Consider the following 14707-nt stretch of genomic DNA (forward strand, 5'->3'; position numbering starts at 1 on the left):
CCAGTCTTGACCCAAGTGACCAGACCTCGAGAGGACACCATGACCGACACCGCCGTCACGCTGGACGCGTACCGGAAGACCCTGCCCTACATCCGCGAGTGGGTGGCGTACAAGGTCTGGCAGCTCCGTGTGCCCGGCGTGCAGGTCGCGATCGGGTTCCAGGGCGAGGAGCTCTTCTCCGGTGCCTGGGGGTACGCGGACGTCGAGGCCGGGCGCCGCCTGACCACGGACGACATCTTCCGGATCGCGTCGCACTCGAAGACCTTCACCGCGACCGCGCTCCTGCTGCTCGCGGAGCGCGGGTCCCTCCGACTCGACGACACCGTCGGCACGTACGTCCCGGCGCTGGTCGACGGCGGGTCGCCCATCGCGGACGCCACGATCCGGGAGCTCATGGAGATGGGCGCAGGCGTCATCCGCGACGGGCACGACGGCGACTACTGGTCGCTGAAGCGGCCGTTCCCGGACGAGTCGGAGCTCCTGGCGCTCGTGCTCGACCGTGGACAGAAGGTCCCGGCCGGGTCGTCGTTCAACTACTCCAACCTCGGGTACTCGTTGCTCGGGCTGGTCATCGCCGCGGTGTCGGGGAAGTCCTACAACGACTTCGTCCGAGAGGCCGTCGTCGAACCCCTGGGCCTGCGGAACACCGGCCCCGACCACGACCCCGCCCGCGAGGACGAGTTCGTCGTCGGCTACTCCGGCTTCCACGTCGCGCGCACCCGGCAGCGCATCGCCCACGTCGACACCCGGGCGATGGCCGCGGCGACCGGCTTCCACGGCACCGCCTCGGACCTGGTCCGCTACTTCTCCGCCCACGTCCTCGGCCAGGGCGACCTGCTGAGCGACCACTCGAAGCGTCTGGCGCAGCGGAAGTCGTGGAGCGCATCGGACGACGACCCGAGCGCCCGCGGCTACGGTGCCGGGTTCATCGTCGACCGCATCGGGGGTCGCGAGATCCGCGGCCACTCCGGTGGCTTCCCGGGGCACATCACGCAGTCGCTGTTCGACCCCGCGTCATCGCTCGTCGTCTCGGTGATGACCAGCGCCGCGGCCGGCCCCGCGACGCTCCTCGCGACCGGGATCGTGCACCTGCTCGACGCCGCCGCCGACACCGGCGCTCCCGGAGCCGCGGTCACCGACGACGCCGTCGCCGCGAGCTACACCGGCCGGTACGCGAACCCGTGGGGCGTCACCGACGTCGCGCGGGTCGGGGACCGTCTGCTCGCGATCGACCCGTCCGGCCCGGACCCCCTCGAATCGCCGACGCGCCTGGACGTCGTCGACGCCGACACCCTCCGGATGACCCACGGCAACCGCTTCGGCTCCGTCGACGAGGACATCGTGTTCACCCGCGACACCGACGGCGCGGTGACCGGCATCCGCGGGAGCGGCGGCATGAGCGAGGAGCCGTGGTCCGTCCCCGAGGAGACCCCGACGGTCGCGGCGGGCCTGGCGTGAGCAACGGCACCGAGGGGGACCGGGCCGACCACCTGCACCTCGAACCCGAGCGCCAGGCGTTCGTCGAGGAGTTCGCGATCATGCTCGCGGACGGCGCCGGCATGCCGCTCACCGATGCGAGGGTGCTCGGCTACCTCATCATGACGCGAGCCCCGTACTCGTCCTCCGCGGACCTGCAGGCAGCACTCGGCGCCAGCTCCGGGTCGGTGTCGATGGCCACGAGACGGCTCGCCGACTCGGGGTTCGTGAAGCGCCACACGGTGCCGGGGGAGCGGAGCCACTTCTTCCGCGCCGAGACCGACGTGTGGGGCAGCTGGCTCGCCGGGGAGCGGAAGTACCTCGACCGGCAGCGCGACATCATCGCCCGCGGGCTCGCCGTGGTCGAGCAGGACGGCCACACCGCGGCGGGGGACGTCGACGCTCCGGTGCGCGAGCGACTCCGCAACGGCCGCGACTACATGCAGTGGCTGAACGGCCACCACCACAAGATGCTCGAGGACTGGGAGGCCTTCAAGGCCGCGCGGGACACGGGCGACGACGCACCAGGAACGGGATCGCCATGACCGACCACGTGCTCGAGATCGACCACCTCACCGTCACGTTCGACGTCGACGGCGAGCGGGTCGTCGCCGTCGACGACGCGTCCTTCTCGGTCGCGCGCGGCGAGGTGGTCGCGGTCGTCGGCGAGTCCGGATCCGGGAAGAGCATGACCGCGGTGACGGCGATGGGCATCGCGCCGGACGGGGCACGAGCGTCCGGTTCGGTCGTCCTCGGTGGTGTCGAGGTCCTGACCGCGAGCGAGCAACACCTCCGCGAGGTCCGCGGCCGCCGCGTGTCGATGATCTTCCAGGACCCGTCGGCCGCGCTCAACCCGGTGTTCACCATCGGGTTCCAGATCGCGGAGGCGGTCCGCCGCGCCGATCCGTCGCTCGACCGGGCCGGCGCACGCGAGCGGTCCCTCGAACTGCTGCGCGTGGTCGAGGTCCCGGAACCCGAGCGCCGGCTGCGGCAGTACCCGCACGAACTGTCGGGAGGACAGTGCCAACGCGTGATGATCGCGATGGCACTCGCCGCCGACCCGGAACTCCTCATCGCGGACGAGCCGACGACCGCGCTCGACGTCACCGTCCAGGCCGAGGTCCTCGACGTGCTCCGCCGGCTCCGAGATCGCACCGGCACCGCGATCCTCCTCATCACGCACGACATGGGCGTCGTCGCCGACATCGCCGACCGCGTCGTCGTGATGCGTCGTGGCCAGGTCGTCGAGACCGGGACGGCGAGCGCCGTCTTCGCGGCCCCCGCCGCCGACTACACCCGTGACCTGTTGGCCGCCGTCCCACGCATGGCGCTGCACGCACTGGAGGACCGGGTCGAACCCGCCACGCCGGTCCCGACGACCGTCCTGGACGTCCGAGGTCTCGTCGTCGAGTACGGCGGTGGGTTGCGACGGCGCTTCCGAGCCGTCGACGACGTGTCGTTCACCGTCGGGCGCGGGGAGATCGTCGGTCTGGTCGGCGAGTCCGGCAGCGGCAAGACGACCATCGGGCGGGCTGCGGTCGGTCTCGCGCCGATCACCGGCGGCACGATCTCGGTGGACGGCACGGACGTCGCCGGAGCGAGCCGTGCTGCGCGTCGCACGATGCGGCAGCGCGTCGGTGTCGTCTTCCAGAACCCGCTCCGGTCGCTCAACCCCCGCTACTCGGTCGGCCAGACCGTGGCGGAGCCGCTGCGGCAGATCCTCCGGCTGTCCGCGCGGGAGACCGAGGAACGCGTCGAGCGGCTCCTGTCCGACGTCGGGCTCGACGGCGGGTTCCGCGAGCGGTTCCCGCACGAGCTCTCGGGAGGACAACGGCAACGCGTCGCCATCGCCCGCGCCGTGGCACTCGATCCGGCGCTGCTCATCGCCGACGAGCCGACGAGTGCGCTCGACGTGTCGGTCCAGGCGCGCGTGCTGGACGTGTTCCGCGAGCTCCAGGAGCGCCTCGGGTTCGCATGCCTCTTCGTGACCCACGACCTCGCCGTCGTCGACACCCTGTGCGACCGCGTCGTCGTGCTGCACCAGGGTCGTGTCGCCGAGCAGGGCACGTGCGACGACATCCTCCGCGACCCACAGGACCCGTACACCCGCCGACTCATCCAGGCAGCCCCGGTCCCCGACCCCGAGGAACAGGCCGCCCGCCGCGCGACCCGACTGGCCACCGCGTCCTCCTGACCCGCGCCTGCCGACGCAGCCCGCCGAACCCTGCGCGCAGGTCCTCCCTTTTCCCGATGACGGATCCGGTTCCCGAACCCCGGGGATCGGGAACCAGATCCGTCATCACCGAATCCAACGTCCCGGTCCGGCCCGGACGATGCGGTCCGCGCTGGCTTCGACCCGTGCGAGTGTGCGGCGGAGCGCCTTCGCGGACCGGAACCCGAACCGTCGTGCGGCGTCGGTGGGCTCAGCGCCGAGGCGCAGTGCCGTCCTGACCTCGAGTGTCCGGAGCCACCTGGAGAACTCGTCGGGTGTCAGGCCGGTCTCCGCGCGAAAGCGACGGAGGAGCGTGGACGGTGAGACGTTCGCGAGCGCGGCGAGTTCCGGCACCGTCGGCGGCGGCCCGGGTTCCGCGATGGCGTCGATGCAGCGCGTGAGGCTGTTGTCGCGGAGGACCGGTGGGCGCCACGCTGCCACGAGCGTGACGACCAGCATCCGCGCGAGGGCGTCCTGCTGTGGACCCGGCCACCGGTGCGCGGCCTGCTCCGACATGTGCTGCAACGTCAGCGCGACGTCCACGTCCGCAACCGGGTGCTCGATGGTGGACACGAAGTCGGGGAGGGGGAGCGCCTCCGACGCGAGCGGTCCGAACCTCGCGCTCCCGTGGTGGACTCCCGACTTGTGGAACGGGAGGCCGAAGAAGGCGTCCGTGTCGGACACCCGTGGTGGTGGGTCGTGGGCGGAACTCGTCCCGACCCATGCCGGCGCTCCCGGGGCGATGAGCGCCGCGCTTCCGTGCTGGAGCAGCTCGGTCTCGTCGCCACGCCCCACCCAGATGCTGCCGGACTGCGTGGCGATCCACAGGTGCCCGGACCGCGCCGTCGGGAAGTGGTGGGTCCAGGCGGAGTCGGGGTCAGCCTCCAGTTCGGCGCAGTACGCGACGTCGAGTCCGACCGCATCCACGAGCGCGCGGAGCGCGTCGGCCATGTGTCAGCGCACGTCTGCCGTGGTCCAGAGGTACCGCGCTCCGGAGCGGACCGGACGGAGGAGTGGGTCGACGAAGAGCGCGGCGGCGGCGAGGAACGCGACGATCTGGGCGACCGCCGGGATCGCGAAGAGGGCGCTGAGCATGGTCTGTGTCAGCTGTGGGAGGGTCGCGAACCAGAGTCCGAGTCCACCGAGCAGCCACACCGCGGCGGCGACGGCGATCACCCAGCCGGCGATCCGCGTCGCGCCGGTGCTGCGCCGGAGCACCACGACGCCGAACGCGATGAGCAGGGCTTCCGACGCGATCGACAGGATCGTCGAGACGGGGAACGACAGCGCACCCAGTGGGACCCAGCTCAGCGCGGAGCAGAGCGCCGCCAGTGCGAACCCGAGCGTCGTGCGATCGCTCCGACGCCACGCGACCCACCCCACGACGACCGCAGCGAGCCCGCCGAGGACGGCGCCGACGCGCAGGGCGACCGTCCCCGGGTCCCACTGCGTCAGGGTCACCAGGCCCGCGAAACCGCTCAGCGCGGGGACGAGGGCGGCGACGACCGCGGCGAAGGCGATCCATCGGTCTCGAACAGCTGCGTCCATGGATGCAACATACTGTGCGCGGTCCGAGCGGGGTGGGGTTATCCCCACCCCGGATCCGGGAGGGGGCAGGATGGGGTGGGAAGCCCGTGTTCGCGAGGCTTGAGCCATGACCGACACCGACCGTCTCGACCAGGCAATCACCGTGCCGCTGGACGACGCCATCCCCGCACCGCCAGGAGCCACACCGCCCATGCCCCCGCAGCCCACCGCAGGCTCGTTCTACCGCGAGGCATGGAAGCGGCTCCCGCGCGACTTCGGCTACATGGCGCTGACGGCGGTGCTGCTCTGCACGCTCTACTTCGTCTTCCCCGCTGCGGTCCTCGGCGGCGGGTTCCGCGACCTCTTCAACCCGTTCGTCCTGCTGATGTTCTTCGTCGCGTTGTTCGTGGCGCGGTGGCTCGGGCAGTTCGAGCGGCTCCGCATCTCGTGGGCCGACCCGCGGCCGATCCGCCCCGTGGACTGGACGCCGCGCTGGCAGCAGAACTGGTGGACGCGGACGGGCTCGGCGGTCGCGAACCCGCACTACTGGCTGTACCTGCTGCACGCTGCGGTCGTCTACCCGCTCACCGCGCTCGTCACGGTGGGCGCCGGTGCGGTGCTCGTCGTCGGGTTCTTCGGGCCGTTCGTCGCCGGGTTCACCGCGCTGCGCTACGGCTGGGACATCAACGTCTTCCTGATGCAGAACAGCTTCGACCAGAGCTGGGCGTGGATCCTCGGGGCGTTGGCCTGCGCCGTGAGCGTCTCGGCCTCGGTCGTGCTGTTCCCGCTCTGGGCACGCGGCTCCGTGCTCGCGCACTACTGGGTCGACTTCGGGCTGCTCGGCGGGTTCCGTGCCGAGGTGCTGGAGCGTCGGGTCGCCGGGCTCCAGGCCTCCCGCGCTGGTGCGGTGACCGCAGAGGGACAGGCGCTCCGACAGATCGAGCGTGACCTGCACGACGGCCCGCAGCAGCGCCTCGTGCGGCTGCGGATGGACCTCTCGGCCGCCGAGCGCGCGTTCGACAAGGACCCGGACAAGGCGAAGCAGCTCATCGGCGAGGCGTCGGAGCACGCGAAGGATGCCCTCGACGAGCTCCGCGCACTCTCCCGCGGGTTCGCGCCGCCGATCCTGCTCGACCGCGGGCTGGTCGCAGCGCTCGAGGCCCTCGTCGCACGCACCCCGATCCCCGTCGGACTCGACGTCCGCCTGCCGGACGGGCTCGAGCTCGCGACGGAGATCCAGCGGAACGTGTACTTCACGGTGTCCGAGCTCCTGACGAACACCACGAAGCACGCCGGAGCGTCGACGGCCGGGGTGTACCTGGGGCTCGTGGTGGACGCCTCCTCGGTCTGGTACCTCACGGTCAGCGTCACGGACGACGGCGTCGGGGGAGCGAGCGTGCAGGAGGGCCACGGCATCGAGGGGCTCATGGGGCGCATGCGAGCCCTCGACGGCGAGCTGACGGTGTCGAGCCCCGAGGGTGGTCCGACCGAGGCCACCGCTCGCATCCCGCTCGGCGCACTGAACGGAGTGCCGACCGCCCGCTAGGGTCCCCGTCTCCCGCTAGGGACCCCGTCTCCCGCTAGGGTTGGGGCATGACCGACGGCCAGGATGCAGCACGCATCCGGGCCGTCGTCGTCGACGACGCGGTCCTGCTCCGCGAGGGGCTGTCCCGCGTCCTCGACGAAGCGGGCATCGAGGTCGTCGGGCAGTACGCCGACGCCGTCTCGTTCCTCGCGACGCTGCCCGACGGCGCCCCCGACGTCGTCATCATGGACGTCCGGATGCCGCCGACCTTCACCGACGAAGGCGTCCGCGCCGCCGTCGAGACCCGCCGACTCGCACCGGCCACGGGGGTGCTGCTCCTCTCGCAGTACGTCGAGGCCACCTACGCCGAGGACGTCCTGGCCTCGGGCTCGTCGGGCATCGGCTACCTGCTCAAGGACCGCGTCACGAGGCTCGAGGAGATCGACGACGCCGTCCGACGGATCGCCTCCGGCGGCACCGTCCTCGATCCCGAGGTCGTCACGCAGCTGATGAGCCGCCGCCGCGATCCGCTCGAGGCGCTCACGCCGCGCGAGCGCGAGGTCTTGGGGCTGATGGCAGAGGGCCGGACCAACGCCGCCATCGCCCGAGCACTCGTCATCGGCACCGGCGCCGTCGAGAAGCACGTGTCGAGCATCTTCGCCAAGCTCGCGCTCGAGGACACCGGAGAGGACCACCGCCGCGTCCTCGCCGTGCTCGCCTACCTGGGATGACGCGGGGCCCGCTCGGATGACCCGTGTCCCCGCGCCGCTGCTGGCGCTCGCCGCGATCGTCTCCGTGCAGCTCGGCGCCGCCATCGCGAAGACCCGCTTCGACGAGGTCGGCTCCGTCGGTGCCGCCACGCTCCGGCTCGTGATCGGTGCGGTCGTGCTCGCACTCGTCGTCCGTCCCCGTGTCCGGCACTGGAACCGGGCGCAGTGGCTCGGCGCGATCGGCCTCGGCCTGGCGCTCGGCGGCATGAACGTGTTCATCTACCTGGCCTTCGCGAGCATCCCCATCGGGGTCGCCGTGACGATCGAGTTCCTCGGCCCACTCACGCTGTCGCTCGTGCACACCCGACGGTGGCGCGACGTGCTCTGGGCGGTCCTGGCGCTCGCCGGCGTCGTCCTGCTCGGTGTCGGACCGTCCGCGGTCACGCAGCTCGGGGGCATCGCGTTCGCCGTGGCCGCCGCGGTGTGCTGGGCCGGCTACATCGTGATGAACCGGCACGTCGGATCGATCATCCCCGGCGTCGACGGACTCGCGGTGTCGATGCTCGTCGCGATGCTGGTGTCCCTGCCGTTCGGCCTCCGCACCGCCGTGACGGGCATCGTCGCCGACCCGACGCTGCTCATCGTCTTCGGCGCCGTCGCGGTGCTGTCGAGCGTGCTGCCCTACGCGTTGGAGATGCTCGCGCTCCGTCGGATGCCGACACGCGTGTTCGGCATCCTGCAGAGCCTCGGCCCCGCGGTCGCCGCGCTCGCCGGACTCCTCGTGCTCCACGAGGCGTTGTCGCTCGTCGAAGTCCTGGCGCTCGCGTGCGTCACCGCGGCGAGCGTCGGCGTGACCGTCTACTCCTCGCGGAGGAAGTCGGCGTAGGTCGGTTCGTGCTGCTCACCCGACAGGAGCGCCGGATCGTTCACGCGGCGGTCGACGTAGGCGGCGATGACCTCGGGCGGCGTGAGCACGTGTGCGACCCAGGACGGCACCTCACTGCGCTTCATCGTGCCTCCTTCCGGTCGTGCGTTCCGAGCCAGAAATCTCGATGATCGAGATTCTTTGCGTCCCCGCACTCCGTAAACGATCTCGCTCGCGGTGTGCTGTGTCAATCGAGTGCGTCATACGGACTCTCAGCGCCCGTTCCGCCTCTGGTCGGCCCTGAGTGTCCGGTGTTTCACGGCTGATCGCCAGACCCACGCCTCGGCCTGTTGCCCGAACTGCGCCCACTCGACGAGCACGGCATCGCGGGTCCAGCTCTTCGCGAACGCCTTGACCCGCACGTGGAAGGTCGGGAACTGGATCCACGCCCACACCGGCACGGGCGTCACGGCGTGGCACGCATCCGGTCCACGGGCGTCGTCGGACAGGGAGTAGGCGCGCGGACGTTCGACCTCCGGGTGCTCCGGGGGCTGCCACCGGTTCTCGCGACGCCGTCCCACGACGGTATTCGAACGTGTGTTCGAACGGCCGTCAAGTCGTGCGCGCCGAGCGGCCCGCGCGCGAACGCGCTGTGGGCGTGTCGTCAGGCCGGTGCCGGCCCCGTCGACTCGCGCACGCTGAGCGTCAGGAGCGGCCCCGGCTCGGACGGCAGCACGGTCTCGAGGTCGATCTGCCGACGCAGCAGGGTCGCCGCGCGCTGCCCGAGCTCGACGGTGTCACGGGTCAGGGAGGTGATCGCGGGTCGGACGAGCTGGATCATCGCCGAGTCGTCGAACGACACGATGGACACGGCACCCGGCACCGACCGGCGCATCTCGCTCGCGACGCCGAGGCCGGCGACGGCGAGCACGTCGTTGTCGTACACGATCGCCGTCGGTGGTGCCGCGCGGGAGAGGAGGTCCCTGGTCGCGGCGGCACCGCTCTCGGCCGAGTAGTCGGTGGGGATCGAGACGGTCTCGGTGAGCCCGTGCGTCGACGAGAACGAGCGGAGTCGGTCGATCCGCATCGCGGTGTGCTCGAACTCCGGACGCCCGGCCACGTGAGCGATCCGCCGGTGCCCGAGTGCGTGCAGGTAGCGGAACACGGTGTCCGCCGCCTCCGAGTCGTCGATCCACACGCTCGGCGCTGCGCCGGTGCTGGACGGGTGCGATCCGACGACGACGGTCGGCATGCCGAGGTCGGCGAGCAGTCGGAGTCGCGGATCGTCGCGCCGCGGGTCGATGAGCACGACACCGTCCACCCGGTGCCCGCTCCACCAGTCGCGGTAGGTCTGGAGCTCTTCCTCGGCATCGCGGGCGACGAGCAGGTTCATCCCGACGTGTGATCCCGCGAGACCGAGTTGGATGCCGGAGATCAGGTCGCCGAAGAAGGACTCCGTGCCGAGTGTGCGAGCGGGCCGGTTCAGCACGAACCCGATCGACCCGGCCCGAGCGCCCCCGAGCGCCCGCGCCGCGGTGTGCGGCTGCCAGTCGAGTTCGCGCGCGACCGCGCGGACCCTGGCGCGGGTCGCGTCGGACACCCCGGGGCGGTCGTTCAGCGCGAACGACACGGCGCTGATCGACACGCCGGCCTTCGCGGCGATGTCCGCGATCGTCGTTCGTCGCTTGCTGGCCATGGGCTTGACTATAGCGTTTTAGTTCTTCATAGTCATGCACATCCACCGGTTCGGCGACCAGGACTGAACCGGTTCAGTCGCCACGAACAAGGGAGTCCGACGCGATGAGAACGACCACACACACCACCGGGCGCGCCATCGCCCTCCTCGCCGGGGCCGCTGCCACGGCGCTCGTCCTCGCCGGCTGCTCCACCGGCGGCGGCGCGTCGAACGGCGACGGCTCGGTCTCCGGCACGATCACGCTCCAGACGTGGGCGCTCACGCCGACGTACACCGGCTACCTCAACGGCGTGATCGCGGACTTCGAGAAGGAGCACCCCGACGCCAAGGTCAAGCTCCAGGACCAGCCCGGCGACGGCTACGCGGACAAGGTCCTCAGCCAGGCATCGAGCAACTCGCTCCCCGACGTCATCAACCTGCCGCCGGACATCGCGCTGCCGCTGGCCAAGCGCGGATTCCTGCAGGACGTGTCGAAGGACGACAGCAAGCTGTCCAGCACCTACGTCGCCGGGGCGCTCGATGCGTACCAGTACAAGGGGCTCGACGGCACGTACGGCTACCCGTGGTACCTCAACACCGACGTCGACTACTGGAACTCCGACATGTTCGCCAAGTGCGGGCTCGACGCGGACAACCCGCCGAAGACCGTCGACGACCTCTTCACGCAGGCCGAGACGATGCACAAGGCCTGCCCCGACGACTACCTGATGAGCCGCAAGCCGGGCCTCAGCGACTTCTCGCTCGCCGGCGTGAAGATCATCAACGCCGACGGCACGAAGTTCACCTTCGCGGACTCGACCAAGGCGGCCGACCTCATCGACCGGTACGCCAAGGCCTACCAGGACGGCCTCATGCCCTCCACGGTCCTGAACAGCGACTACCTCGGCAACTCCACCCTGTTCACGCAGGGCAAGGTCGCGTGGACGACCGGTGGCGCCACCGCGCTCAGCGACATCGAGAAGAACAACCCGTCGCTGCAGGGCAAGGTCACGGTCTCCCCGGCGCTCGACACCCCACCGCTGTACGTGCAGGGCCTGTCGGTGTCGAGCAAGTCGAAGCACCTCGCCACGGCCGAGGCCTTCGCGCAGTTCATGACGAACGCCGACAACCAAGAGGCCTTCGCCCACAAGGTCAACATCTTCCCGTCCACGAAGTCCTCGCAGTCCGACCCGTTCTTCTCGAAGGACGACGGCACCGTGAACGGCAAGGCCCGCGTGCTCGCGAACGAGGCCCTGAAGACCGCGAAGAACCTCAACCCGGTCCAGGCGAACTCCGCGATGACGGACTTCCTCGACCAGCAGATCGCGCTCGCGATGAAGGGCCAGGTGACCGCGAAGCAGGCGCTCGAGACGGCGCAGACGAAGATGAACACCCTGCTCGCCAACGGCTGATCCGGCCCCGAAGAAGAGAGAGAGAGGGAGGATCGCCATGCGCGCGAATCGTTGGTTCACCCCCTGGCTGCTCGTCCTGCCGGCACTCGTCTGGCTCGTCGCGTTCAGCCTCTGGCCGTCGATCAACACCGTCCGGCTGTCGTTCACGAACGCCAGCCCGCTCGGTGGGGTCAGCCGCTGGGTCGGTCTGCAGAACTTCCAGACGCTGCTCGCCGACCCGCAGGTGTGGGAGGCGCTGCTCAACAGCGTCGTCTACATGGCGATCTGCCTGCCGCTCCTGACGGTCCTCCCGCTCCTCATGGCCGTGCTCGTCCAGCAGAAGCTGCCCGGCATCGCCTTCTTCCGCACGGCGTACTACACGCCGGTGATCGCCAGCGCCGTGGTCGTCGGGCTGATCTGGAACTGGATCCTCGACGACCGCGGTGTCATCAACGAGATGGCGCAGTCGCTCGGGATCGTGCACGGGAGCATCCCGTTCCTCACCGACCGGTGGCTCCTGCTGTTCAGCGCGATCAGCCTGACCGTCTGGAAGGGCCTCGGGTACTACATGATCATCTTCCTCGCGGCCCTCGGGAACGTCGGCAAGGACCTGCACGAGGCCGCAGCGCTCGACGGCGCCGGTGCGGTCCGTCGGTTCTGGTCGGTCACGATGCCCGGCGTCCGCGGCACGATGACCCTCGTCGGGATCCTGGTGTGCGTGAGTGCGCTCCGGGTGTTCAGCGAGCTCTACATCCTGACGAACGGGACGGGCGGCCCCGGCGGCCAGGACAACTCGATCGTCATGCTCATCCAGCAGTACGCGCGGGGCTTCACCGGCAACCTCGGGTACGCGTCGGCACTGAGCCTGCTGCTCTTCGTCGTGACGCTCATCCCGATGCTCGCCCTCGCGCGGATCAACAGCAGGGCGGACCGATGACCAACACGACCACCACCAGCGAACCCGCGCTCGGCGGCGCACAGGGCGCGGCCAGCCCGACGCCGGACGTGGCCGGCGCGACGGGCGGAGGACGAGCCTCCCGTCCGCCCCGCCGCCGCCGGGCCGCCTGGGGCGTCATGTCCACCCGCGAGAAGGCGATCCGCTACGTCCTCCTCGTCGTGGTGCTCTTCATCACCATCGGGCCGTTCCTCTGGCAGCTCTCGACGTCGCTGAAGGGCGCCGGCGAGGACATCTACACGGCGAACCCGTCGTTCATCCCGACACAACCGACGATCGGCAACTACCTGCGCGTCGGCGACGCGATCCCGGTGTTCGGGTACATCGGCAACTCGCTCGTCGTCGCGGCGATCGACGTCCTCGGGAACATCGTGTTCGCGACCTTCGCCGGCTTCGCCCTCGCCCGGCTCCAGTGGCGCTTCCGCAAGGCCGTCCTCGGACTGTTCCTCGCGACGCTCGTCCTGCCGGGAGAGGCGACGATCATCTCCCAGTTCGTCACCGTGAAGGACCTCGGCCTCGCCGACAACCTGGTCGGCGTCGCCCTGCCGGGCATGATCGCCGCCCTCAACGTGCTGCTCATGTTCAACGCGTTCCGGCAGCTCCCGGACGAGATCGACCAGGCCGCGGTGATGGACGGCGCGAACGCCTGGCAGCGGTTGCGGTACATCTCGCTCCCGGCCGTCCAGGGCACGATCGCCGTCATCGCGATCTTCTCGTTCATCGGCGCGTGGGACGACTTCCTCTGGCCGCTCATCGTCCTGCAGTCCCCGGAGAAGCTGACGCTGACCGTCGGGCTCGAGTACCTGCGCGGCACGTTCGGCACCGACCAGCGGCTGATCGCGGCCGGCACCATGATCGCGTTCATCCCGATCGCCGTGATCTTCGCCGTCCTGCAGCGCTTCTTCTTCAAGGGTGTGGAAGAGGGCGGTGTGAAGGGCTGATGCGCTTCGGGGTCAACTACACGCCATCGGTGGGGTGGTTCCACTCGTGGCTCGACTTCTCGTGCTCCGAGACGGCGCGCGACCTCGAGGCGATCGCGTCCCTCGGCGCCGACCACGTGCGGATCTTCCCGCTCTGGCCCGTGGTGCAGCCGAACCGGACGCTGATCAGGGCCTCGGCGCTCGAGGACGTCGCCCGCGTCGTCGACATCGCGGCGTCGTTCGGGCTCGACGTCAACGTCGACGCGCTGCAGGGACACCTGTCGAGCTTCGACTTCCTGCCGTCGTGGCTCGACTCGTGGCACCGTCGGAACATGTTCACCGACCCGGACGTCGTCGACTCGACGGCCGCGTACGTGCACGCCCTCGCCGCGGCGGTGGGTGACCGGCCGAACCTGCTCGGCATCACGATCGGCAACGAGGTCAACCAGTTCGCGCACGCGCCGCACCCGTCCCCGCACGACATCACGGCGGCCGAGGGACACGCGTGGGCGGCACGGATGGTCGCCGCGGCGCGGTCCGGCCTGTCGTCCGGCGCGTCCGGCCTGTCGTCCGGCGCGTCCGGCGCGTCCGGCCCGTCCGGCGCGGCCGGCCTGGAGGCTCGGCACCAGTCCGACGCGTCGCGCGCCTCCGGCAGCGGGTCGGCCCCGGCGCCGCTGGTCACCGTCGCCCAGTACGACGCGGCCTGGTACGACGACGCGCAGCCGTTCGGCCCCGAGCACGCCGCCGACCACGGCGACGCCACCGTCACGCACTCGTGGGTGTTCAACGGCTCGGCCGCGGTGCACGGCGCCCTCGGAGCCGGTTCGGTCCGGCACGGGGAGTACCTGCTGCAGCTCGCGGCGGCGTGGAACCGCGACGCGGCCCGACCGAACTGGCTGCAGGAGGTCGGCGCGCCGACGAACGTCGTGGACGTCGCCGACGCCGGGTCATTCACAGAGCAGACCATCCGGCACGCCGTCGACGTGCAGCACCTGCTCGGGGTGACGTGGTGGTGCTCGCACGACGTGTCCCGCTCACTCGCGGACTTCCCGGAGCTCGAGTACGACCTCGGCCTGCTCACGAACGACGGCCGGGTGAAGCCGACGGGGGAGCGCTTCCGCGAGGTGGCCACCGCCTCCGGCGACACCCGACGTCCCGCGTCCACCGGCTCGGAGCTCGGACTGGTGCTCGACGACGTCGACGCCGCCGGCGCGCCGCTCCCGATGACCAGGGCCGACAGCGCGCCGGGCGGCCGGTTCGCCGCCGCGTGGCTGGCGCTCGCCGAGGAGCACGGCCGCGGCCCGCAGGTGGTCCTGCGCTCGCGCCTCGGCGACACGCCGCTCCTCGCCGCACGCGGCATCACCACCTGCGTCGACGTCCCGTCCGACGCCAGCACCTCCACCCCGTTCGCGGTCGCGCACCCCGCGACGATGCCCTGACCCACCCCGTCT

The 14707-nt window shown here is 70.8% G+C and carries 15 protein-coding genes; 10 read left to right on the forward strand and 5 right to left on the reverse strand.

All coding sequences use genetic code 11. The annotated features are described in order from the left end of the window. Window positions 1-39: 39 nt before the first annotated feature. Genes AAEP80_RS08780 through AAEP80_RS08790 form a run of 3 tightly spaced genes read left to right on the forward strand, consistent with a single transcriptional unit; the run spans window position 40 to window position 3670 of the window. Entirely contained in the window at window positions 40-1458 is a 1419-nt protein-coding gene (locus AAEP80_RS08780; protein ID WP_420366742.1) for a serine hydrolase, read from the forward strand. After that, on the forward strand, window positions 1455-2021 hold the full coding sequence (locus AAEP80_RS08785) for a GbsR/MarR family transcriptional regulator (protein WP_413602431.1): 567 nt from the start codon (window positions 1455-1457) through the stop codon (window positions 2019-2021). The genes AAEP80_RS08780 and AAEP80_RS08785 overlap by 4 nt, the downstream gene beginning before the upstream one ends. After that, entirely contained in the window at window positions 2018-3670 is a 1653-nt protein-coding gene (locus AAEP80_RS08790; RefSeq protein ID WP_420366743.1) for an ABC transporter ATP-binding protein, read from the forward strand. Before AAEP80_RS08785 ends, AAEP80_RS08790 begins: the two co-directional genes overlap by 4 nt. A 105-nt stretch (window positions 3671-3775) precedes the next feature. Here the strand turns inward: AAEP80_RS08790 and AAEP80_RS08795 are convergent, their stop codons facing one another. Together AAEP80_RS08795 and AAEP80_RS08800 are read right to left on the reverse strand one after the other, a co-directional pair. After that, entirely contained in the window at window positions 3776-4639 is an 864-nt protein-coding gene (locus AAEP80_RS08795) for a helix-turn-helix domain-containing protein (RefSeq protein WP_420366744.1), read from the reverse strand. A 3-nt stretch (window positions 4640-4642) separates the two neighbouring features. Then, entirely contained in the window at window positions 4643-5236 is a 594-nt protein-coding gene (locus AAEP80_RS08800) for a hypothetical protein (RefSeq protein WP_420366745.1), read from the reverse strand. Window positions 5237-5342: 106 nt separating this feature from the next. Between AAEP80_RS08800 and AAEP80_RS08805 the strand changes: the two genes are divergently transcribed. The 3 genes from AAEP80_RS08805 to AAEP80_RS08815 are packed head-to-tail and all read left to right on the forward strand — an operon-like array spanning window position 5343 to window position 8336. Next, window positions 5343-6761 (forward strand): histidine kinase, encoded by a 1419-nt coding sequence (locus tag AAEP80_RS08805; protein WP_420366746.1) that lies wholly within the window; start codon window positions 5343-5345, stop codon window positions 6759-6761. A 47-nt stretch (window positions 6762-6808) separates the two neighbouring features. After that, a complete protein-coding gene (locus AAEP80_RS08810) occupies window positions 6809-7471 on the forward strand; it encodes a response regulator (protein ID WP_420366747.1) in 663 nt (220 codons plus the stop codon). 16 nt (window positions 7472-7487) lie between these two features. Then, a complete protein-coding gene (locus tag AAEP80_RS08815) occupies window positions 7488-8336 on the forward strand; it encodes an EamA family transporter (protein ID WP_420366748.1) in 849 nt (282 codons plus the stop codon). Here AAEP80_RS08815 and AAEP80_RS08820 read toward each other — a convergent pair. The 3 genes from AAEP80_RS08820 to AAEP80_RS08830 all read right to left on the reverse strand — a co-directional run bounded on the left by AAEP80_RS08820 (window position 8309) and on the right by AAEP80_RS08830 (window position 10011). Continuing rightward, a complete protein-coding gene (locus AAEP80_RS08820) occupies window positions 8309-8461 on the reverse strand; it encodes a hypothetical protein (protein WP_281267341.1) in 153 nt (50 codons plus the stop codon). The genes AAEP80_RS08815 and AAEP80_RS08820 overlap by 28 nt on opposite strands. 126 nt (window positions 8462-8587) lie before the next feature. Then, a complete protein-coding gene (locus AAEP80_RS08825; protein ID WP_420366749.1) occupies window positions 8588-8896 on the reverse strand; it encodes a hypothetical protein in 309 nt (102 codons plus the stop codon). 83 nt (window positions 8897-8979) lie between these two features. Next, window positions 8980-10011, reverse strand: a complete 1032-nt coding sequence (locus AAEP80_RS08830; RefSeq protein WP_413602424.1) for a LacI family DNA-binding transcriptional regulator — start codon at window positions 10009-10011, stop codon at window positions 8980-8982. A gap of 104 nt (window positions 10012-10115) precedes the next feature. On the opposite strand from AAEP80_RS08830, the gene AAEP80_RS08835 reads away from it, so the two are divergent. The 4 genes from AAEP80_RS08835 to AAEP80_RS08850 are packed head-to-tail and all read left to right on the forward strand — an operon-like array spanning window position 10116 to window position 14695. Continuing rightward, window positions 10116-11402, forward strand: a complete 1287-nt coding sequence (locus AAEP80_RS08835; protein ID WP_402729215.1) for an ABC transporter substrate-binding protein — start codon at window positions 10116-10118, stop codon at window positions 11400-11402. A 37-nt stretch (window positions 11403-11439) separates the two neighbouring features. Beyond that, on the forward strand, window positions 11440-12318 hold the full coding sequence (locus AAEP80_RS08840) for a carbohydrate ABC transporter permease (RefSeq protein WP_420366750.1): 879 nt from the start codon (window positions 11440-11442) through the stop codon (window positions 12316-12318). Then, entirely contained in the window at window positions 12315-13277 is a 963-nt protein-coding gene (locus tag AAEP80_RS08845) for a carbohydrate ABC transporter permease (RefSeq protein WP_420366751.1), read from the forward strand. The genes AAEP80_RS08840 and AAEP80_RS08845 overlap by 4 nt, the downstream gene beginning before the upstream one ends. Then, window positions 13277-14695 (forward strand): glycoside hydrolase 5 family protein, encoded by a 1419-nt coding sequence (locus tag AAEP80_RS08850; protein WP_420366752.1) that lies wholly within the window; start codon window positions 13277-13279, stop codon window positions 14693-14695. Before AAEP80_RS08845 ends, AAEP80_RS08850 begins: the two co-directional genes overlap by 1 nt. Window positions 14696-14707 lie beyond the last annotated feature (12 nt).

Source organism: Curtobacterium sp. L3-7 (assembly GCF_048756585.1).
GTDB lineage: Bacteria > Actinomycetota > Actinomycetes > Actinomycetales > Microbacteriaceae > Curtobacterium.